This window comes from Mesosutterella porci (assembly GCF_022134585.1).
GTDB classification, from domain to species: Bacteria; Pseudomonadota; Gammaproteobacteria; order Burkholderiales; family Burkholderiaceae_F; genus Mesosutterella; species Mesosutterella porci.
This window is the reverse complement of sequence record NZ_JAKNCT010000001.1, coordinates 340,266-361,594: the sequence shown is the minus strand read 5'-3', so window position 1 is coordinate 361,594 and position 21,329 is coordinate 340,266. Positions and strand designations below refer to the sequence as shown.

Annotated in this window: 16 protein-coding genes; 12 read left to right on the top strand and 4 right to left on the bottom strand. The window is 60.4% G+C overall.

All coding sequences use genetic code 11. The features are described 5' to 3' along the window. The 7 genes from MAF45_RS01605 to MAF45_RS01575 form a co-directional block, all read left to right on the top strand. The coding region (locus MAF45_RS01605; RefSeq protein WP_237977804.1) for an integrase core domain-containing protein at positions 1-382 on the top strand (382 nt) is incomplete at its 5' end. Positions 383-648: 266 nt separating this feature from the next. Beyond that, positions 649-2,127, top strand: coding sequence for an FAD-dependent oxidoreductase (locus MAF45_RS01600; RefSeq protein ID WP_237977803.1), 1,479 nt, complete (start codon positions 649-651; stop codon positions 2,125-2,127). A gap of 128 nt (positions 2,128-2,255) precedes the next feature. Further along, positions 2,256-3,689: a C69 family dipeptidase gene (locus MAF45_RS01595; protein ID WP_237977802.1), complete on the top strand. Its 1,434-nt coding sequence runs from the start codon at positions 2,256-2,258 to the stop codon at positions 3,687-3,689. A gap of 209 nt (positions 3,690-3,898) precedes the next feature. Next, positions 3,899-4,834: a LysR family transcriptional regulator gene (locus MAF45_RS01590; RefSeq protein ID WP_237977801.1), complete on the top strand. Its 936-nt coding sequence runs from the start codon at positions 3,899-3,901 to the stop codon at positions 4,832-4,834. Positions 4,835-5,010: 176 nt separating this feature from the next. Further along, complete coding sequence (locus tag MAF45_RS01585; RefSeq protein ID WP_237977800.1) at positions 5,011-6,396, top strand: hypothetical protein; 1,386 nt, start codon at positions 5,011-5,013, stop codon at positions 6,394-6,396. Between the two features lie 43 nt (positions 6,397-6,439). Further along, on the top strand, positions 6,440-7,585 hold the full coding sequence (locus MAF45_RS01580) for a porin (RefSeq protein WP_237977799.1): 1,146 nt from the start codon (positions 6,440-6,442) through the stop codon (positions 7,583-7,585). 119 nt (positions 7,586-7,704) lie between these two features. Beyond that, the gene (locus MAF45_RS01575; RefSeq protein ID WP_237977798.1) at positions 7,705-9,171 is read left to right on the top strand and encodes an FAD-dependent oxidoreductase; all 1,467 of its coding nucleotides are present in this window, start codon (positions 7,705-7,707) and stop codon (positions 9,169-9,171) included. Between the two features lie 92 nt (positions 9,172-9,263). Here MAF45_RS01575 and MAF45_RS01570 read toward each other — a convergent pair whose 3' ends face one another. Then, a complete protein-coding gene (locus MAF45_RS01570; RefSeq protein WP_237977797.1) occupies positions 9,264-9,842 on the bottom strand; it encodes a hypothetical protein in 579 nt (192 codons plus the stop codon). Between the two features lie 11 nt (positions 9,843-9,853). Further along, positions 9,854-10,483, bottom strand: coding sequence for a LexA family protein (locus tag MAF45_RS01565; RefSeq protein ID WP_237977796.1), 630 nt, complete (start codon positions 10,481-10,483; stop codon positions 9,854-9,856). Positions 10,484-10,708: 225 nt separating this feature from the next. Here MAF45_RS01565 and MAF45_RS01560 point away from each other — a divergent pair, with 225 nt between their 5' ends. Continuing rightward, on the top strand, positions 10,709-13,729 hold the full coding sequence (locus tag MAF45_RS01560; RefSeq protein ID WP_237977795.1) for a DUF3427 domain-containing protein: 3,021 nt from the start codon (positions 10,709-10,711) through the stop codon (positions 13,727-13,729). Then, positions 13,716-14,120, top strand: coding sequence for a (deoxy)nucleoside triphosphate pyrophosphohydrolase (locus MAF45_RS01555; protein WP_237977794.1), 405 nt, complete (start codon positions 13,716-13,718; stop codon positions 14,118-14,120). The genes MAF45_RS01560 and MAF45_RS01555 overlap by 14 nt, the downstream gene beginning before the upstream one ends. A 159-nt stretch (positions 14,121-14,279) precedes the next feature. Here the strand turns inward: MAF45_RS01555 and MAF45_RS01550 are convergent, their stop codons facing one another. After that, entirely contained in the window at positions 14,280-15,926 is a 1,647-nt protein-coding gene (locus MAF45_RS01550) for an HAL/PAL/TAL family ammonia-lyase (protein ID WP_237977793.1), read from the bottom strand. A gap of 316 nt (positions 15,927-16,242) precedes the next feature. Here MAF45_RS01550 and MAF45_RS01545 point away from each other — a divergent pair, with 316 nt between their 5' ends. The 3 genes from MAF45_RS01545 to MAF45_RS01535 all read left to right on the top strand — a co-directional run bounded on the left by MAF45_RS01545 (position 16,243) and on the right by MAF45_RS01535 (position 20,075). Further along, the gene (locus MAF45_RS01545; RefSeq protein WP_370659299.1) at positions 16,243-18,009 is read left to right on the top strand and encodes a flavocytochrome c; all 1,767 of its coding nucleotides are present in this window, start codon (positions 16,243-16,245) and stop codon (positions 18,007-18,009) included. 148 nt (positions 18,010-18,157) lie between these two features. Continuing rightward, positions 18,158-19,279: a porin gene (locus MAF45_RS01540; RefSeq protein ID WP_237977791.1), complete on the top strand. Its 1,122-nt coding sequence runs from the start codon at positions 18,158-18,160 to the stop codon at positions 19,277-19,279. A gap of 211 nt (positions 19,280-19,490) precedes the next feature. After that, positions 19,491-20,075 carry a TetR/AcrR family transcriptional regulator gene (locus tag MAF45_RS01535; protein ID WP_237977790.1) on the top strand — a complete coding sequence of 195 codons (585 nt, stop codon included), beginning with the start codon at positions 19,491-19,493 and terminating at the stop codon, positions 20,073-20,075. A gap of 36 nt (positions 20,076-20,111) precedes the next feature. Here MAF45_RS01535 and MAF45_RS01530 read toward each other — a convergent pair whose 3' ends face one another. Further along, complete coding sequence (locus MAF45_RS01530) at positions 20,112-21,293, bottom strand: MFS transporter (protein ID WP_237977789.1); 1,182 nt, start codon at positions 21,291-21,293, stop codon at positions 20,112-20,114. Positions 21,294-21,329: the final 36 nt, after the last annotated feature.

Genomic DNA, 21,329 nt, shown 5'->3' with positions numbered 1-21,329 from the left:
GCTGGCGGTCGCCACTCTGCAGATCCTGTCGTTCCGCAAATTTGCTCCCGGAGCCATGCTTCACAGTGACCGCGGGAGCATCTATACCTCGGAGACCTTCCGGCAGCTGCTTGCTGATATGGGCGTGGCGCAAAGTTTCTCCCGCACGGCCAACTGCTATGACAATGCCACCATGGAGAGCTTCAACGGCACCTTTAAGGTCGAATCCCTGTATAACTCCCTGCTCAGCAGGGAGAAGCCGAGCTTCCAGGAACAGAATGACAGCATTGCCTTCTATATCGATTTTTACAACAACCGCCGGCCTTGCTCAGTGATCGGCAACATCCCCCCGTCAGAGTACCGGCAGCAGCGCCAGAAGGAGAAACAGGAAACGGTGTCTTGAATGCTGCTGATTACGACAGAAATTTTTTCGAGAAATTGAAAAGCCGGATGCCTAAAATAATTCCGTCTTACATCTGTCCAAGAAATCCATACCAGTTCACCTGCCGTCCCTATGGTGCAGCTGAGCGGGCTCTTAATTCTCAGACAGGGCTGGGTTTGTCTGGCAGACGGATAGCTGTCCGATTCTTATCTGTGACTCTTATTGTGTTCCCCAAAAAGCGTCTCTAAACTAAGCGGGATTCAGAACTAGGTAAAAGAGAGGATGCCATGCAATATCTTTTAAAGAAAACGGTCCTTTTAGTCGCCTTGTGTTCCGTTGGAAGTGCATACGCCGCAAACCAGACCATCAACGCTGACATCGCGGTGATCGGCTCCGGGTGGGCCGGAATTATGTCGGCCTACGACAGCGCCTCGCACGGGAAAAAGGTTGTGATTCTTGAAAAGATGGCATTCCCCGGCGGAGCCTCCATGCTCTGTGGCGGGCAGTATGCGATTCAGGGCTCCGACCTCCAGAAGGCGAAAGGGGTCCCGTATGATCCGCCCCAGAGCCTGGTCCAGGATTTGATTGCCAACGGGCATCTGAAGAACGACCTCACGACCCTCAAGCTCCTGGCGGAAAACTCTCCCAGGGTCGCCAACTGGGTGATCAGCACGTTCCATCCGACCTTTATCGATCAGAAGCTGCAGTACCGGGCGGAATTCCGCTTTGATCGGAGCCTCTACCTCAAGGGCTACTGCTCGGGCTTTTATCCGAAAGTCCAGAGCGCAGTGGAGAAGGCCGGCGCGAAGCTCCTGCTCAACACGCGGGCCGAAGAGCTCATCGTTAAAAACGGCAGGGTGACGGGGGTCAAGGCTAAAAGAGGCGGCGACACGGTCACGGTGCATGCAAAAGCAGTGCTCCTTGCGACCGGCGGCTACGGGGCGAACAAGGCGATGCTGGTTGAGCCCCTGAAGAGCGCGCTCTACTATGGACCGCAGTCTTCTACCGGCGATGGCCACCGGATGGCGGTTAAAGTGGGCGCGCAGTTGGAGAACATGGAGTACGGCAAGCGCTATCCCAATGGAATTGAATCCGCTCCCGGCACCGCCACCTCCATCATCCAGGGCAACTACCGCGCTTGGAAGGAAGCGGGCTTCCTTGTCAACAAGGACGGCAAGCGCGTGGTCAACGAAAAGGCTTCCAACCACAACATCCTCACGGTTCTTGAAAAGCAGCCGGGCGGACTTTTGTACCTCGTGATGGACGAGCCCACTTGGAACAAATTCGTCGAAGGCATCAAGACCCAGGGAGTCACGGATGAAAACCTGAAGAAGTGGCTCGCGGCAAACGGAAGTTCCGCTCCGATCTTCGCCCATGGCGCGACGCTTGAAGAAGCCGCGGCGCACGCGGGCATCAACGCGGCGAACCTGAAGGCGACGCTTGCCCGCTACAACGAGCTCGTGCGGGCCGGAAAGGATGAGGACTTCGGCCGTCCGAAGGCCTTCATGCTGCGCGAAGCAAAGACCGAAGGCCCCTACTACATCGTGGAGCAGAAGCCGCGCTTTGCGACGACCATGGGCAGCGTGATCGTGGATGATCATCTGCGGGTCCTGAACAAGGCGAAGAAGCCAATTCGCGGCCTTTATGCCGCGGGTGAGGTTATCAATGCGGTTCACGGCGACGACTCCTCCCCCGGAATGAACATTTCCTGGTGCACGACGTCCGGAAAGCTCTCGAGCGAATTTATGCGCGCTGACATGAAGTAGTCCCGCAGCACCTTGAATCAGCTGGGTTCCCGAATCTTGAAAAGCGGGAACCCGGCCGATGCAGTTCCATTTTTTCTTTTGACCGCAGGCTCTTGCCTCGCGGATCCATTTCTAAAAGGCGGTGTTTTATGTGCACGACGATCATTGTGGGCGAAAAGGCTTCGGCCGACGGCTCCTTCCTTCTGGCTCGCAGCGCCGACAGCAGCGCGCTCAAGGCCCAGCACTTTGTGATCCACGAGGCGGCGCAGCATCCCTCGGGCTCCATGTATCGGACGAAGGATCATCACGGAGCCACCGCCTTCGAGTACCCCTATCCCTTTGAGACGCTTCGCTACACGACGATCCCCAACTGGCAGACGGGGCTGCACGGGGCGGCCGGGTTCAACAGCGAGGGCGTGGGCCTCACTGGCACGGAATCGATCTTCGCCCGCGACGACGCCCTGGTCTTTGATCCCTACAACACCGAGTCCGGTATCACCGAAGACGATATCGCCGATGTCCTTCTTATGCAGGCACGCAGCGCCCGCGAGGCCTGCGCACTCCTCGGCCGCATCATTGAGGAAAAGGGATGCGGCGAAGGGTTTGGTGTGGGATTTATTGACGACCACGACTCCTGGTACCTTGAAACCGGCACGGGGCACCAGTGGATGGCCCAGCGGACTCCTGCAGACTCCTATTTCGCTTCTGCCAACCAGGGGCGGCTGCGTGAATACGATCCGGCTCGCGATGACCAGATGGCTTCTCCCAGCCTGATGGAATTTGCAAGAAAGAACGGGCTGTGGAATCCGGAAAAGGATGGTGCGTTTGATTTCTCCCGCGCCTACACGCGCGACGACGGACGCGACCGCATATATAACGATCCCCGGGTCTGGATCATGCAGAAGCGATTCAATCCGTCGCTCAAGCAGGATCCCGCTGCGGGGCGTAGCTTCCCCGTGTATCTTCAGCCTGAGCGGAAAATTACGCTCGAAGATCTGAAGGCCGTGATGCGCGACCATTACGAGGGTACTGAGCACGATCCCTATGATCCGGGCCTTCGCGGCGAGGAGCCCTGGCGCCCGATCAGCGTGTTCCGCACCTACGAAGCGCACGTGCTGCAGGTGAGGCCCTGGCTCCCTCGGGCGATCGGCTGCTTGCAGTACATGGCTTTCGGCATGGCCGATCTTTCTGTCTTCGTGCCTTATTACCAAGGGCTGAAGGCTGTCCCTCTTCACTACGGCCTTGGCACCGACCACGCCGACAGCCTTTCCGTGTACTGGAAGTACAGGAAGCTGCAAACGCTGGTGATGACGGACTACACGAAGCTCGCTCCTGCAGTAAAGGCGGCGTTCAAAGACTTTGAGAAGACAACTGCCATTCGCCAGGCGGCAATGGAAGAGGAATACCTGAAGCTCGCAAAGGAGGATCCGCAGCGTGCGGACGACCTTCTCAACAGCTTTAATCTTCGGATTCTGGCCGAGGCTGAGGAGCTTGCAGAGCGGCTCACAAATGAGTCGTTTACGACTCTGACAGGTGAGATTCAGGAAAAAGTTTTTTTCCGCAACAACAAAAATAAGGATTAACCAGAGCCGGTGGGCTGCAGAGGTTTAAAGCTTTAATCTACTTTTTATCCCATAGCGCCTTAAATGTATTGTGGGTCATGAGCCGAAGTGCAATTCGTTCACAGCGATTCAATGGGAAGCAGGAGAGTCCTAAACCCGCTGCAGTCAGACTCTTCTTATTTCACAGCGTTGCACTTCGTGCTTGACTCCACGAGATCTTGGTACCTACGATGAAAAACGATCCACTGCTCAATCTCGATCTTTGGAAAGTTTTCATCGCGGCCGCAAGCTCTCGCTCCTTTCACGAGGCCGGCGGGAAGCTCAGGTTGGACGCGACGAGCGTCGGGCGGAAAATAGCTAAGCTTGAAGAGGGGCTGGGTTTTCCGCTTTTTAGCCGAGAGGGGAAGGAGCCTTCGCTCACTGACAAGGGAAGGACGGCGCTTGATCACGCGCGGCAGCTCCTTTATGTCTCGGGAAAGACGATTGAAGAAATGAAGGAAGGCGTCCCGATGCCGGGACAGAAGCTTCACATCCTCGCATCGACCGGCTTTTCAAACGTCTTTTTGAGAAGGGCCATCACGCTTTTTTCCGAGAGCCATCCGGAATGCAGCTTCGTGCACGAAACCCTGAGCTCGAGCGAGTCTTACTTCGAGCGGCTTGGGAAAGGGGTCGACCTCATCGTCACCGCCTACAAGGCCGACATCCCCGGGGTGGCGATGCGGGTGGTGTCCTGTCATAAAAAGCTGTGCTGCGCCTCTCCCGGCTTTGTCCAAAGGCACGGCCTTCTCAAGCATCCGGATGATTTAAGGCCTTTTTCCCTCGCGGGTAACGCCCATTTCCTTCAGGGCATCTCTTTCCGACAGAAAAAAACAGGCGCAACCTACAAGGGGGAGCTCAGCTTCAAAATCCTGTCCGACAATTCGCTTCTGCTTGCGGACTGGGCGGCCGCGGGAAACGGGATTTTTGTCGGGTGCCCTGCAACTTTGGCATCGGAGTACATCAGAGACGGAAGGCTCAAGGTCATTCTTCAAGACTGGGAGCTTCCGAAGCTCCGCGGCTACGCCTACACCTCTCTTGCAGATTCTAAGTCCCCTGATTCGTTGGTTATTCAGTTCATAGACGTCATGGCTTACGCAGGGCGGGAGATCACCAGGCTCGCTTTGTAGGCCGGAGGGAAAGCGCGGCCGGACCTTCTTGTCTTTGATGCAAGAAATGCACCAAAAGCCTTGCATCTTTCTTTTTAATCAATACATTCAATAAATTGTGAAATAGACTCTCTTCTTTGAACTAGGATCCCTTAAGTAAAAAGAGCTAGGTCTTTACTTCCAAAGGAGAGGAAAACATGAAGCAAATCACCCGCATTGCAGCCGCCTGCTTTGCCGCAGCTGCGGCTGGCCTTCTGAGCCTTAACGCCGTCGCGGCCGACGCTCAGAAGAAGCCCGACGGCGTGTCCGCCGCCACGAAGCAGGCCCCTGCCGAGAAACCCGACGCGATTTCCGGGGCCACGAAGAAAAGAGAGTCTCATTCGGGGGCGATCAAGCTCACCGAGACGGCCGAGGGTCAGAAGCTGCTTCGCGAGATGGTGAGGGACTTCATCTACACCGGGGACACGGTCTTTGACGGGCACAAGGTGAAGGGCGGCCGGCAGATGTTCGCGATCGGCACCGCCGACCTCAATACGCCGGAAGTGATCACCGCGGAGCTCACGCCGGACTATAACGAGGCGACAGGCAAGTTTGTCTTTTACGGCACCACGGCCAAGGATTCCGGGAAAATCCTTCGCGCCTCCCGCTCCGGGACCGGCCTTTCGGTCGCCTGGGTGAAGCAGCTGCGCCCGAATGAGCTCAAGAATTACGGCTGGAACTACTACGACTCCTACGGCATTTCCTTCAAAGGCGACCTCAAGGTCTACCGCGGCCGCGACCTGACGGGCGACGAGGCGCACGATCGCCCGATTCTCGACCACCTCTCGCACGTCATGGACCGCGGCCTCACCACGATCAAGGAGTGGAGCCTCATCTGGAAGTTCAGCCCGACGCTCAAGGGCAAGGCCCTCCAGGACGCGAAGGACCGCGAGATCCGCGACTTCCTCACCTACGAGGACGTCTACGAAGTCATCCCGACCTCGATGATCGTGATCGACTACTTCGCGCGTCCGCTCATGGTGAACCCGAACAACGCCTTCGTTTACAAGCAGTACGCGATCAATTCGAACGAAAAGGGCTTCAACCTCTTGAAGAGCAAGGGCTACAAGGCGGCCCTGCGCGACACGAACTGCGCGAACGTCATGCTCGAGCCCGAGCGCAGTCGCTACACCTTCTTCGACCAGCGCTATCCGAGGACTTCGCCCATGAACCTCCTCAACCGCCTGAGCGCTTACAAGAACAAGGCCGTCTTCGGGTCCGCGAAGCCCGCCAACGGCGCAAAGCCCACGGCCGACGGACTGAAGATCGTCGAGAACCAGTACAACAACAAGGGGCAGATGAGCACGAAGGCCGAGGTCGACCAGGCCGTGAAGGCGGCCGAGGGCAAGAAGAAGACCTACTTCTGGGTGGACGAGAGCAAGCGCGCCTCGATGCCGGACCGCTACATGGTGACCTACACGGGACGCGACTCCAACGGCAAGGCCTACCGCGTCGATCTTCCCAACTGGAACCGCTGGTTTGTGCTTCATCCGAACAACGTCTGCGGCATCGCGACCCGCCAGACGATTGAATTCAACAAATAACCTTGAAGGAGCGGAGGATCGCGGAAGATCCTCCGCATAAGCCATGAAAAAAGGATTGAACACGATTTTCAAGGCGACGGCGATCGCTTCAATGCTTGCCGCCGGATCGTCGCTTGCCGCGCCCAACACCACGATTTACGGCGTGCTCGACACAGGGCTCGTCTACACGCACCTGAATCTCGACAACGGCACGGACTCCACCGACACCTTGTCCATGGGCTCCGGGATCAGCAAGGGCAGCCGCTGGGGGCTCAAAGGCTCGGAAGACATCAACGGCGCAAAAGTGGGCTTCGTGCTTGAAAGCGGCTTTGACACCGACAACGGCGCTTACGCTTCTGCGGTCGGCAACCGGCTCTTCGGCCGCGAGGCCTCCGTTTATGCATCGGGCCGCTACGGAGAGATTGCCGCAGGGCGCCTCCAGAATCTCACGGCGGGCTTCGGCTCCTGGGGCATCGCGGCGAAAATCATCAGCCCGTTCGCGCACGGCTGGGGCGGCGGATACCTGGGCGGCTACAAGACGGTCTTCGGCTTCAACTCGGGCCGGACCGACAACGCCCTCGCCTACAAGACGCCCACTTTTGGTGGCGCCACCCTTTACGCCGCCTATTCCGGAAAGACCGACGACCTGAAGAACGCGTCCGGCGTCGAGAACAAGTCCTCCTCGGACCGCTACGGCGGCCTTGCGGCGACCTGGAAGCACAGCGCCCTCACGCTCTTTGGCTCGGCCGAGTGGATCGCCTGGAGCAACACCGCCGCGGCCACCCGCAAGGCTGACGACGGCTACGCCTTCACGCTGGGCGGCAACTACAAGTTCGCCCCGGTCATGGTGTTCCTCGCGGGGCAGTACTTCGACAACATGAACGGGCTGCCCACGCCCTATGAGCTCACGAGGCTCAAGAAAGGGACGGACGCCATCACGAAGGGCTGGGGCGTGCTCGCGGGCGCGATGTTCCCGGCTCTAGCCGGGACCTTCAAGGCCTCGCTGGGCTACCGCGATGCCGAACTCGTGAACGACTCAGATTACGAGGCGAAGCGCATTTCCGCTTCTCTGGCCTATCAGTACAACCTCTCCAAGCGGACCTACCTCTATGCAGGCGCGAGCTACATTCGCGACAAGATGGATTTCGGCCGCTCTGAGACGAAGCCGAGCGAATTCAGCCTTGTGTCCGGGCTCTGCACGAGCTTCTAAGGCTTGATTCAGCGCCCTTTCCTTCTTTTCTCCCGAAAGGAAAGGGCGCGGTTTGATTCGGCATAGCAGGGATGATGCCCCATCAGAGCATCACCTCAATGCGGGGAAAGGAGGGATCCATGAATATTTCAAGAAGAAGCTTCTTTCTAAGCTCCGCGGGCTTTACGCTTGGAGCGCTTGCGGCCGAACCCGCCCTGGCCTGGGTGACGGGGAGGCCGGAGAAAACCCTGGAGACTGACGTTCTCGTCATCGGCAGCGGCCTCTCGGGCACCGTTTCCGCTCTCTCGGCGCGCGAGTCCGGCGCCAAGGTCCTCATGATCGACAAGGCGAAGGAGGAATTCCGAGGCGGCAATTCCCGAGTCTGCATGGGCTCGTTTCTGATGCCGCGCGATGATTCGGAAGCCTCCCGGCAGACTTTTGTCGAAGACGTCTCAAAGAAATCGCTCGGTGGCGGCAGGAAGGATCTTTACCGCTTGCTCGCCGACAACGTCTTGGACGCAGTCCAATGGGCTGAGGGCCACGGGGCGAAATTCAATCCCTGGCTGCAGTCCGCCCCCTGGAGGCTTGGGGTGAGGCTTGCCTCTCCTGGGCAGTACCAGGGAATGCCAAAGCTCCTTTCCGCTCTTTACTCGGAATACCGCAGGCTGGGCGGCGAAGCCTTGTTTGAGACCAAGGCCAAGCGCATTCTTTTAGGCTCCAAGGGAGAAATTGCGGGCGTGATCTGCCAGACGAAGGCCGGGCTTCTAGAGATCCGCTGCAAGGCCCTCATCCTCGGCACCGGCGGCTATTCAGCCAACAGGGCGATGCTTGAAGCGGCGCACCCGGGCGGAGCAAACATTTTGATTCGCGGCAACAAATGGATCACGGGCGATGGGATCGCGCTCGCGCAGGAAATCGGCGCGGGGACCCGTGGCATGGCCGGCGTAGAGTCGCTTCATCTTCCGGTGGTCTACAACGGCCCCAGCGGACGGGGCTCTCCGACCAGGGCGCTGCCATACTGCGTGGGCATCAATCTGCAGGGGCGGCGGTTTGTGGACGAATCCCAGGGCTACGCGTCCTTTGGCAAGGCGACGCTGCAGCAGACCCGCCAGACCGTCGCCCTTGTTTTTGACGAGGCGCTCAGAAAGAAGGAAAAGAGAATCGGGATGTCCATCGCCCTTTTTGATAAAGCCAAGGGCGGCCTGATCGAAGCCAACGGGTGCGAAGAGCTTGCCCGAAAGCTCGGCGTTCCAGCGGCGGCCCTTCGCTCGACGCTCGAAGCCTTCAACCGTGCGGTGAAGGCGGACGGCTCGGCCCTGGAGGCTGATCCGCCCCGCAGGAGCCTCGCCTCGAAGCTGGATTTGAACGGAAAGCTTTACGCCTTCTTCCCGCTCACGCCTTCCATCACGATGGACTACGGCGGGCTCACGATCAACACGAAGACGCAGGTCACGGAGCAGGACGGGACGCCGATCCGGGGGCTTTACGCAGCCGGCGAAACGGTGAACCTCTACTACCACGACTATCACGGAGGCGGAATCCTCGCTCAGTGCCTGACGTTCGGCCGGATAGCAGGGCAAAACGCGGCTCAACTGGCAAAACGGTAAAAGCCGGCCGTTTTTCGAAGAGGAATTTTGAATGCGGGCGCATCTTGGTGCGCCCGCGCGCAATTTTTAATGGTGCTTGCGCTCTTTGCGTCTTAAAGCGCTCTCTGGGCGGCGGGCTTTGAAAATTTCTTGTCTTCGTGGCACCAGAACATGTGCTCGCGCGGCCAGATCGGCAGCCAAATCATCGAGACTTTGACTTCCCTCACTTTGATGCCGCCGTCTTCCGTCTTTTCGCCGCTCAAGGTTTTGAAGGGCACCCGCCCCTCAACCTCCCAGACGCGGCCGATCAGTTTGAGGCTAGAGAGATCGCTGAGAATTTTGGGCGCTTTGTAGTCCGAGGTGTAGCGGTATCTGCCGTCTTTGAGTTTTCCCACAAAGGCGATGTCGCAGCCCCCAAGGACTGACTGGTCGAAGACAAAGAGGCCGTCCTTCTCAATCGAAGTCGTCTTCTCGTCCACCAGCAGCAGGGATCCCTTGGGTATCTCGGGGGCCAGGGCGTCGTCCATCGCCTGGACGATTCGGCCGCCGATATTCTTGCCCTTGACGGAAAAGGCGTGTCCGTCCGCGCTGAACTCGATCGTGATGTCTTCTTCGCCTCTGTGCCTGCCGAAGCGCGTTGTTCTGATGGGCTCTTTTTCGATTTGGCTTTCCGGCTGCTTTTGCGTTTCCATGTTTTTTCTCCTTAGTGCCGATATTTACGGCCGGAACCAACGAGGACGCCTTCGATCATGAAGTCGTCGTATTCGCCGGGGCGGATGATCGGATAGGCCCCTGAGCTGTTCTGGGGATGGAGTTCTGGCTTGCCGTTCACTATCTGCAGCTGCTTGAGGGTGAAGTCGCCCTGAAGGAAGGCGAGGACGATGTCGCCGCTGCGAGGCTCGATGGACCGATCAATGATGAGAAGGTCCCCGTCGAATATGCCGGCGTCGACCATGGAGTCCCCCCGGGCCTCGATGATGATGGTCGACTCTTTGTGCTTCACGAAATAGTCCGTGAGCGACAGGGTGCGCTCCGAGTAATCCCCTGCGGGCGTGGGCAGCCCGCATTGAACGGTCATGGCCAGAAGCTTTGGGTCGCCCGCGTCGTCCGCCGCGGGCTTTGAGGCCGCGAGCTTTTGGAGCGCTGCCGCGCGCCGCACCGCCGATTCAAGGAGCGGGCGCATGAACTTCGCGCCGCCCAGCTCCCGGCAGCTTTGAGCGAGCTTCTTCGTCACGCGCACCTGCAGATTGGTTTCTAGAAGCTCGGCTTCAACGCGGGGGCGGCCTGTCGGCTTCTTTTCTTGAGCTGGGGCTGTGGATTTAGGTTTTGCCATGATGAACGACTCTTCGTGATCCCTTTGCTGAATATTGTATACGAAATTATTTTCGTATACGAAATATCTGCAAACTGACGTAAGCCAGTTCCGCAAGGCTGTTTTTGCTGTGCTCCGCCTGCGCTCTCGCTCCTCGTAAAGAGGGCTTCGGCCAGGAAAGACGGGAAAAGAGGTAAGCTGCAGGGGTGACCATTAGCTAGCGGTTCAAAACGACGACGAGCCCCGATGACTGAAAGACATGATTCTGTAGACGGTGTGGACAAGCGCCTGCTCGAAGGCTTCAGCACGTCCTTTCTCAACGAATCGGCGGTTTATTCCGACCCCGCGTATCGTGCGAAGTTTCTTTCCAACGAGCCTCGGAGAAACATTCATGTCTACGTCGCGCTCCAGGACGAGCTGCGGCGAAGCAGCGAGTTCTTCTTCAGCGTCGCCTTTTTCACCGAGGCGGGACTGAGCTTCCTCAAAGGGGACCTGCAGGACTTCGTCTGCCGAGGAGGTCGAGGCCGCATCCTGGTTTCGGACTTCAACTATTTCAACAAGCCCAAGGATTTAAGGCGGCTTCTGGAAATGGTGGAGTCGCTCAACGCTTTCGCGCGCGAAAAGAACCAGGAGGGTAGCGTCTCTCCCGCGATTGAGGCGAAGCTCTTTCGCTGTTCCTCTGAAGAAGGCTTTCACACGAAGGGCTATGTCTTCAAGGCGGGCGGCCTCTACCGGATGATTGTCGGAAGCTCAAACCTCACGAGCCCCGCGCTTACGGAAAACCGAGAATGGAACGTGAGGCTTGTGGGCAAGCGCGAAGGGGAGGTGACTGAACGCCTGGTCTCGGAGTTCGAGTCCCTCTGGGCGAGTCCTCTAAGCTTTAGCCTCAAGACCGAGCTGCCGCGCTACGAAAAAGACTGGGAGGAGAAGCGGCCGATCTTCGTGCCGAGGCCGCAGAAGACTCCAGCTCCCGAGCAGGCCGCGATCGAACCCAACGACATGCAGCGCCGTGTGGTGGACAGCGTCTATCAGCTTTACCGCGAAGGCAAGAAACGGGCGCTGCTCATTTCCGCGACCGGGACCGGCAAGACTTATGCCTCCGCCTTCACAGTGAAGAAAATCGCTCCACGGCGCGTCCTTTTCCTCGTGCACCGCGAGCAGATCGCGCTGCAGTCTATGGCTAGCTTCAAGCGGGTGCTGGGCGGCGGCTTCGGCGACTTCGGGCTCTACAGCGGCCACCGCCATGACAGCGGCGCGAAATACACTTTCGCCACCATGCAGACGATGTCGAAAGACGAAAACCTCGCGGCTTTCGGGCCGGAGGCGTTCGACTTCATCATCATCGACGAGGTGCACCGGGCGGGAGCGGCAAGCTACCAGAAAATCATGAGCTTTTTCAAACCCCGGTTTTGGTTTGGCATGACCACGAGCCCCGACCGCCCCGACGGCTTTGATATCTACAAGCTCTTCGACAACAACATCGCCTACGAGATCCACCTGCAGACGGCGCTCGAAAACGATCTGCTCTGTCCCTTCCACTACTACGGCATCACGGACTTGGAAGTGGACGGTGAAAAAATCGAGGACGAGCGGAGCTTCAATCTCCTCACGAGCGACGCCCGGGTGGAGCACGTGCTGCGCGAGGCCCGCTACTTCAGGTTCAGCGGCGAGCGGGTGAAGGGTTTGGCTTTCTGCTCGACCAATCGCGAGTGTGAGGAGCTCGCCCTAAAGTTCACCGAGCGGGGTGCTCCCTCCGCGGCTCTGTCGGGCGAGGATTCTCAAGAAGAGCGAGCCGCCATGGTCGAGCGCCTCGAACACGGCGAGGGGCCCGCTCGGCTCGACTACATCTTCACAGTCGACATCTTCAACGAAGGCGTTGACATCCCGGAAGTGAACCAGGTCCTGCTGCTCCGCCCGACCGAAAGCCCGATCATCTTTATTCAGCAGCTGGGCCGCGGTCTTCGCAAGGCCAAAGGGAAGGACTATGTGGTAGTGCTCGACTTCATAGGGCGCTATAAGACCAACTATCTGATTCCCATCGCGCTCTCGGGCGACCGCAGCTACAACAAGGACAACATGCGGCGCTTCGTAAAGGAAGGGGGAAAGCACCTGCCGGGAGCCTCCACGATCTATTTCGATCGAATCGTGGAGCGGCGCATCTTTCAATCGATAGACTCAGCCCAGACCAACAGCATTCAGCTTCTCAAAGAGTCCTATAGGACGCTTAAGTTCAAGCTCGGGCGGATCCCGAGGCTCGTCGATTTCGAGCTGCACAATGCGGTCGACGTTCAGAAATTCTTTGAAAACAAAAGCCTGGGGTCCTATTACGCCTTTTTGAAGGCTTATGACAACGATTACAAAGTGAGGCTCTCGCCCGAGGCCGAGCAGATGCTCACCTTCTGGTGCTCGAAGCTTGGAAACAGCAAGCGGGTTTCCGAAGCGCTCGTCCTCGAGGATCTTCTTCAAGGCCGCGACCGGGTGCTCGCAAGGCTTCGGGAGAGCCTTTGGAAGAATTACGGCATCAATGCGTCCGATCAGCACTTGAAGAACGTCGTCCTCGTGCTCACCAATCAGTTCTGCAAAAATAGCCTTGATCAGGAGCGGACCTCGAAGTGCGTGTTTCTTGAGCCCGAAGGCGGCGACTATCGGATTTCGGGGCAGTTTCAGGCGACCCTCCAGGCGAGCCCCGAGTTCAAAGCCATGCTGTTGGAACTCGCGCAGTACATGAAGCGGCGCTACAACAGCGAGTACATTAAGCGCTACCAAGAAACGGACTTTGCTCTTTACAGCAAGTACACCTACGAGGATGTGTGCCGGCTCCTCAACTGGTCGAGGAACATGACCGCCCAGAATATCGGCGGCTACTTCTACGACAAGGAAACGAAAACGCTGCCGGTGTTCGTGAACTATGAGAAGTCCGAAGAGGCGATCGCCTATGAGGACCGCTTCGAGTCCGAGCGCATCCTGATTGCGCTTTCGAAGACGAAGAGGAGGGTGGATTCGCCGGACGCGGATCATATGTTCAAGCGCACGCCGGAGGATCGGGGCAACCGGATCTATCTGTTCGTACGCAAGAACAAGGACGACAAGGAGGCGAAGTCCTTCTATTTCCTGGGCGAAATGAACGCCGTGGGGGATCCTGCGCCCGTGAGGCTGCAGACCGGCGACGCGGCCTTCGAGATCCGATATGAGCTGGAACACCCGGTTCGCGAAGACATTTATGATTATTTAACCAATGATTTTGAGAGCAGCAATGAAGAGAATTGAAGTCGTGGCAGCCATCATCCACCACGAGGGGAAGATACTCGCCACCCAGCGCGGCTACGGCGATTTCAAGGACGGTTGGGAATTTCCCGGCGGCAAAGTGGAGCCGGGCGAGACCCCGCAGGAGGCGATCGTGCGCGAGATCCGCGAGGAGCTAGAGGTGACGATCAGGCCCGAGCGGCTTGTGACCACCGTGGAGTGCGACTACCCGAAGTTTCACCTCACGATGCACTGCTTTCTCGCCTCCGTGGCGGAGGGCAGCATCACGCTGCTCGAGCACGAGGCAGCGAAGTGGCTGGGGAAGGATGAGCTGGACACCGTGGCGTGGCTGCCGGCCGACGTCGAGGCCGTGCAGAAGCTGAAGCCTTTTCTTGAAGAGGCCCGGGGCTCCTGAAAGGCCGGGGCCGCGTCTTCCGGCAAAAGGAAAGGGAAGTGAAAAAGCGCGCAGAGGCTTAATGGAAAAGCCCCGCGCGCTTTGAATGTCCCCTGGCGGGAGAAGGGTGGAAAACCTGTTTCCACCCTCCGTTCCCGAAGGAAAAGACCTCAGCCGAAATCAGTACTGCTCGAGGATCTTGCGGCCGGCCTGGAGGTTGCCGCTGTAGACGCGGTCCATGCCGACGAACGGAACCTGCTTGCGGTAGGCGTTGTAAAGAGCGCCGGTCTTGTCGGAGAGGCGGACGTTCGTCTGCTTCATCTTGCGCAGGTCGATGGCCTGGGCGGTGTGCAGTAGCTCCATCGAGTACATGTCAAGCACCGTGTTCGCGGAGCGGTTCAGGCGCTGGGCGACGCGCGGCAGGTTGGAGTGCGTGTCCTCGATCGTGCCTTCAACCGCGGCGCCGTGCACGGAGATCGGGTTGGCGAGGTCGATCGTTTCGGCGTAGAGCGAGACCATCGAGTCCTCGGTCGCGCCGAAGGCGTGGCCGAACACGTTCTCCTTGGAGGCGAGGTAGCGCGAGAGTCCCGAGAAGTTGTCGTCGTCGAGCCTCATCATGCGGTTCGCGCTGTTGTGCGCGACGTGGGTGAGGGCGATCGCGGCCTTCTGGGCGGCAATCGCGATCGGCAGCGGCTCGAAGTTCGCGCTCGGGATGATGGCGCCCTTCAGCCCGTCGCCCTCCACGAACCACTGGTTCACGTAGGGGGTGCTGCGGTCTTCCTGCGTGGCGTTGAGGATCACGCCCGGGTTGTCGTCGGAAGAGTTGATCTGGGTGTTGAGCAGGCCGTCTAGCTCATCGAGCGCGACCTTCGCCTCGGACATCGTGTAGACGCTCGTGCGGAAGGAGAGGGGATCCTGCAGGTTGCGGGTCTTGTCGAGGTCCCAGAGGTAGGAGCCCTTCAGGGTAAGCCGCAGGGTCTTCGCCATCTCGGGGAAGCCCTTCAGCGGGTGCGAGGCTGCGCTCTGGGCGAGGAACGGCGTGACGTTGCCGTTCAGGCCTTCAAGCGAAAGTCCGTAGACCACGGGCGAGACCTTGAGCACCTGGTGCATCGTGCGGGCGGCTTCCATGGTGAGCGCCGTGCCCACGCAGTTGGAGGAGAGGATCGCCAGGCCGTCCTTGCCTTCCGGGACGAGGGGCTGGAGGCCCTTCGCCTTCAGGGCTTCGGCGCCCGTCATTTCCCTGCCGTCGACGTCGGCCTTCCATTCGCCGATCATCACCGAGCCCACGTGGGAGGCGAGCGTGATGTCAGCGTCGCCGATCGAGCCGCGCGAAGGGATCATCGGGGTGATGCCCTTGTTGAGGAAGTCGCGGTAGAGCTCGGCCACGCGCGGCTGGGCTCCGGAGCGGCCGGTCAAAAGCGTATTGAGGCGCACCACCATCGCAAGCCTTGCGATCTTCTTGTCCAGCATCGGGCCGAAGCCGGCGGAGTGCGAGCGGATGATGTTGCGGTTGAAGGCGATCGAGGCCTGGCGGGCCTGCTCGGTGAGGCGCCCGGTCTTGTCAAAGAGGTGATGGTCCTTGTTGAGGCCCACGCCCACGGTGAGGCCGTAGATTTCCTTGCCCTGACGGGCGGCGAGCAGCACGAGCTTGTTCGAGTCGGACATGAACTTCATGGCCTTGTCCGAAATGGCGACGGGCTCGCCTTCGGCGATCTTCCAGGCGTCGGCCTGGGTGAGCGAGTGGCCGTCCAGGGTCACGGTGGCAAATGCGCTGGTAGCGGTCATGGCAAGTCCTATGGCAAGGGCTGCGGGTTTGAACTTCATCATCTTATCTCTCCAATAGAGTGTTTGGCGCTTGTCCGGGTCGGGGCACTTCAGCCCGCCGGGTGCGACGAGGTCGTAGTATATGATTAAACCGACCGGACGGTATGTTTATGAGGGTTTCCGACATTAGTAGTTCTTCCGACTTAGTTCCAGCGCCGCTTTAATAATGGGGATCTGCGGTGTTTATCTTAGATAATACGGGTTAATGCCTAGCCGCAAAGACTTGCTTTGGTGGGTCCGCGGTGGTTAAATGAGCCTGTCATAAAAAAGACCGTCCAGTCGGTTTAAAGGAAAGAAAATGCGTTTTAACAAAGCTTCCATGGCAGTGGCCGCTGCCGTCATGAGCGTCTTCGCCCTGCAGGCCTTCGCCTCCCCCGTGACCACCACCGGAACCGGTGTTGGCAAGGACGGCGAGATCAAGGTCGAGGTCACGTTCGACGCGAACCGCATCCAGTCGATCAAGGTCCTCTCCCAGCAGGAGAACCCGGTCCTCTCGAAGAAGGTGTTCACGGACCTGAAGGACAATGTCGTAAAGACCAATTCCGCCGACCTCGACGTGGTCTCCGGCGCCTCCTTCTCCTCGCGCGGCTTTCTCGCTGCGGTGAAGGACGCGGCGAAGAAGGCGGGCGTCACCCTCTCGAAGGACGGTCAGAAGTCCCTGAAGAAGGTCTCGAAGGCGATCCCCGCGAAGAGCGGCTATGACGTGGTCGTCGTGGGCGCGGGCGGCGCGGGCTTTGCCGCCGCGATCGAGGCGAAGAGGACCGGGGCGAGCGTCGTGGTGCTGGAGAAGATGCCTTCGGTCGGCGGCAACTCCCTCATTTCAGGCGGCGAGATGAACGTCGCCCGCAACTGGGTGCAGCCGAAGCTGGGCGTTCTCGACGACTCGCCCGAGCGCCACGCGCAGGACACCTATATCGGCGGCGACAAGAAGGGCGACCTCTCAGTGATCCGCACTCTCACCGGGCGCGCGCTTGAAACCGCGAAGTGGGCCCGCGACTACGTGGGGGTGAGGTTCGAGCCGGACAACCTCTTCATGTTCGGCGGACATACGAGAAAGCGCGCCCTGATCCCCGTGGGCCAGACCGGGACGGAGTTCATCACGAAGCTCTCGGCGAAGGCCGACTCGCTCGGCATCCCCGTGATTACGAACATGAAGGCCGTGGAGCTGCTGCGCGATTCCACGGGGCGCGTGACCGGCGTCAAGGCTGAAATGGACGGCCGCCCCTATGAGTTCGACGCGAAGGGCGGCGTGGTGCTCGCGACCGGCGGCTTCGGCCACAACGCCGCGATGGTGAAGAAGTACAACCCGTCGCTTGACGAGCGCTTCAAGTCGACCGACTCCCCGAGCGCGACCGGCGAAGCCCTCTACATGGCCGAGCGCGCAGGGGCGAGCCTCGTGAACATGCAGTACATCCAGACCTACCCGATCTGCGACCCGGTCTCGGGCACGATCGAGCTCATCGCCGACGCGCGATTTGACGGCGCGATCCTCCTGAACCAGAAGGGCGAGCGCTTCGTCGAGGAACTCGAGCGCCGCGACGTGATCTCGCACGCGATCCTCAGGCAGCCCGGGGCCTACACCTGGGTGCTCTGGAACGACAAGATCGGCAGCGTCTCGAAGACCGTCGAGGCGCACCCTGACGAGTACGCCGCGTTCACGAAGAACGGCACCATGAAGACCTGCGATGACCTGAAGTGCGTCGCCGACTTCACGAAGATCCCATACAAGAACCTCAAGGCGACCGTTGACCGCGTCGACTCCATGACCGGCAAGGGCAATGACCGCGACTTTCACCACCGTGCGGGTCTGGTCGACCTCTCGCAGGGCCGCTACTACGTCGTGAAGGCCGTTCCCTCCATCCACCACACGATGGGCGGCATCCGCATTAATCCGAAGGCGCAGGCCCTGAACGCCAAGGGCGAGCCGATTCCGGGGCTTTACGCTGCGGGCGAGGCGACCGGCGTCACTCACGGCACGAACCGTCTGGGCGGCAACGCCTATACAGACATCCTGGTCTTCGGCCGCATCGCGGGCGAAGCGGCGGCCTGGGACGCGCTGTCTGCCTCCTACAGGAACAAAAACTAAATCCGAATAAGAAGACGGGGGCAGAGCCTCGTCCTCTCCCTTTCAAACCCTTTTCTCTCCTGCAGGGCGGCCGGTTTTCTCCCCTTGAGGGCTAGGCCCGGCCGCCCTGTCCCTTATCGTCTTTTCCATTCAAAGGACTCGCAAAAAAATGAAACCCATGAAGCTCGCCGCAGCGCTTGCCGCCGTGGCCCTGTCCGGGGCGGCCGCAGCCGCCCCTTCCATCACGATGTACGGGGTCGTCGACACGGGCCTGCAGTACACCCACGTCTCAAACCGCGGCGTTGACACGCTCGAGATGAACTCCGGCAACTACGCGGGCTCGCGCTGGGGCGTGAAGGGCGAGGAGAAAATCGGCCCCTCCACCGTGGGCTTCATCCTGGAGTCAGGTTTAGCAAGCGACACGGGTGAGCAGGGCAAAAGCGGCAGCCTCTTCAACCGCGAGTCCCAGGTCTACGTGACGGGCTCCTGGGGCACGATCGGCGCGGGCCGGGTCGGGGCCTTCACCTCGGGTTCTTCGTCCCTTTCCCGCTACTGGGACTTCGAGCCCTTCGAGACCGGGTACTACGACGCGGGGCTGCAGGGCACGCAGGTGAACGTCTGGAGGCTCAACAGCAACACGCTCTACTACGTCTCCCCGAAGATGAACGGCTTTGAGTTCGGCGGCCAGTATTCGTTCACGGGCTACACCTCCGACAAAGAGACGAACGGGATGGCCCGCGACAGCCACTTCGGAAACATCTACGCGCGCTGGGACGGAAAGAACGCGCGGGTGATCGCCGGCGTTGAGGCCGATTTCATCGGCCACGACTACCGGGACACCGACCCGAACAAGACGAGGTGGTCGGCAAAGCTTGCCGGAGCCTGGAGCCCGAACGCGGGCCCGGTGACGCTCTTTGCGGGCTACAACTATTACAAAAACCAGGACCGCTTCACCGACTCGACCTGGGACGACGACTACAAGGTGGTCTATGACGGCAGCGGCCGCGGGCTCGAGGGACATGCCTTCTTCGTGGGCGGCCGCTACAGCGTCGGAGCCGCTAATTTCCTTGCGCAGTTCCAGTTCCTCACGGGCAAGAACAAGGGCGCGGTGAAGGGCGACGAGGACGACTACAAGCGCTATGTGGGGTCGCTTGGCGTGCACTACTACTTCAGCAAGCGCACGATGGGCTACGGCGTCGTCTCCTACGCGAAGGGCACGGGGCTGCTTGACACCGACACGACCGAAACGAACCGGGTCGTGACGACCGTAGGCGTCACGCACTGGTTCTAAAGGCCTGAGCGGGCTTGTCTGCGGGCCCTCCCGGCAGGCAAAGCCGGAGGGGCTCGCGCTTTTTGCTCTGCGGGCTTCGGGCCCCCGCGGGGAGCATCGGACGGGGAAAAGGGAGCGGGGCGCCCGCGCTAGAATCGGGGGCGGGATCTCCGCCCTTTCCGGGGTCCCTGAGGCTTCAGGCCACCTGAAAAAAACAACAGGGGACGAACGAATGGCAACAAAAAAAGCTCTGCACACCCGGGAGGCGATCCTCGAGGCGGCCCGATTCATTGTCCAGAAGGAGGGCGTCGACGCGCTCAGCATGGATCACCTCGCGCAGGTGGCCCACATGTCGAAGGGGGCGGTGACCTACCACTTCAAAAGCAAGCGGGAGCTCAACCGGGCGCTGCTTGAAGACTACGCCGAGCACCTGAGAAGCGGCCTCAAAAGCCATGAGGACAACTACATCGGAGGCCCCGAGGATACGCTCGTGCCCGCCTACGCGGACTGGTTCCTGGACTTCGACCGCTCGAGCCACGGCTGGGCGCAGCTCGGCGTCCATCTGCTCTCCCAGCAGGTGAAGGACCCGGAGCTCGTGCGCCCGGTGCGCGAGTGGTACGCGGAGGTTGCGCGCCGGGCCGAGGCCTTCCCGAAGGAAAGGCAGCCCCGGGTGCTCACCGCCGTGATGGCGCTTGAAGGCCTCTTTTTCGTGCACAAGTTCGGTCTTGACGTCCTCTCCGAAGAGCAGAAGCAGGAGATCCTCTCGTTCCTCACCGGGGAGCTCTGCCCAAGCGCCGCGGCCCGCAAGGACTCCTGAAGGGCAGAGAAAAGGGCGGGCTGGACGCCTGGCGCTTTAGAGCCGGGGAGCGCCGCGCGGCGCGAACCGAAGCGAAAAGAGAAGCCCCGCCGCGCAGATTGCGCTGCCTGCCAGCAGCATCGCCTCCGTGCCTGTCCGGGCGGCTCCGATCGGGTAGAGCCAGGCCGCCGCAGCGGCTCCGATCCGGGTGAGCGTCGTGATGCAGCCGAAGGCGCTGCCGCGGATCGCGCTCCTGAAAAGCTCCGCGGGATAGACGTAGTCGAGCACGCTCTGTAGCCCGTAGGAGGACGAGAAAAGCACGAACCCCAGCAGCGTCGGGACCGGCTCGGGCGAGGCCATCGCGGCCAGGCCCGCGGCCATGAGGGCGAAGGTTGAGGCAAGGAGCGCCCTGCGGCTCGCGCGAGGCAGGAGGGCGGGCGCGGGCAGCGTCCCGATCAGGATCGACAGGTAAAGGAGCGCGAGCAGGGGCGGCAGCGGCAGTCCCGCGAGTCCCGCCTCTTCGAGGATCTCGGGCCCAAAGAAGAAAAGGGCGGTCGAAGGCACGATCTGGCATAGCCAGAACCCGCTCACGAAGGCGAGCTTTCTCCAGTCCTCACGCGTGAAGTCGCGCAGGCTCGAAGTGCCGTGCTCGGTGCGCTGCGCGCTCCAGCCGCTCGACTCCGGCATAAAAAGCCGGATCGCAAGCGCCGCGGCGATAAGGGGCGCGGGCAGCAGCGTCCAGCCCGCCCAGCCCGCGTGCGGGACAAAGAGCGTGCCCGCGGCCACGGCGGCCAGGGCCCCCGCGTACCACGCGCCCATGAGAAGCGACAGGCCCCGCTCCCGGGCCCGCCCCTCGAGCTCTTCGGAGAGGAACGCCTGGGCGGCCGGATAGTCGCCTCCTAAGAAGAAGCCGAGCAGGAAGCGGCCCGCGAGCGCGAGCCCCGCGTCGCCCGGCAGCTCCAGGGGTGAGAGCGAGGAAAGCGCGAAAAGCGTGAGAAGCGCGGCGGCCGAGGCAAAGCGCATGAGGGGCCTGCGCCCCAGGCGGTCGGAGAGCGACCCGAACAGGGCGCTTCCGAGCAGCGCCCCCAGCATGTAGGCGGCCGCAATGCCGCCCGCGAGCCCGGGCTCGGGCCGCAGGTCAAGCAGCATGAGCCCCGTGGCCGCGATCGCGAAGGCATCGCAGAAGGGCGCGGCGGCCGAGGCGGAAAAGACCAGCCATGAAGGAGGAAGTCTCAGCATGGGAAAAAAGGCGCGTGACCGGAAAATCCCATCTTA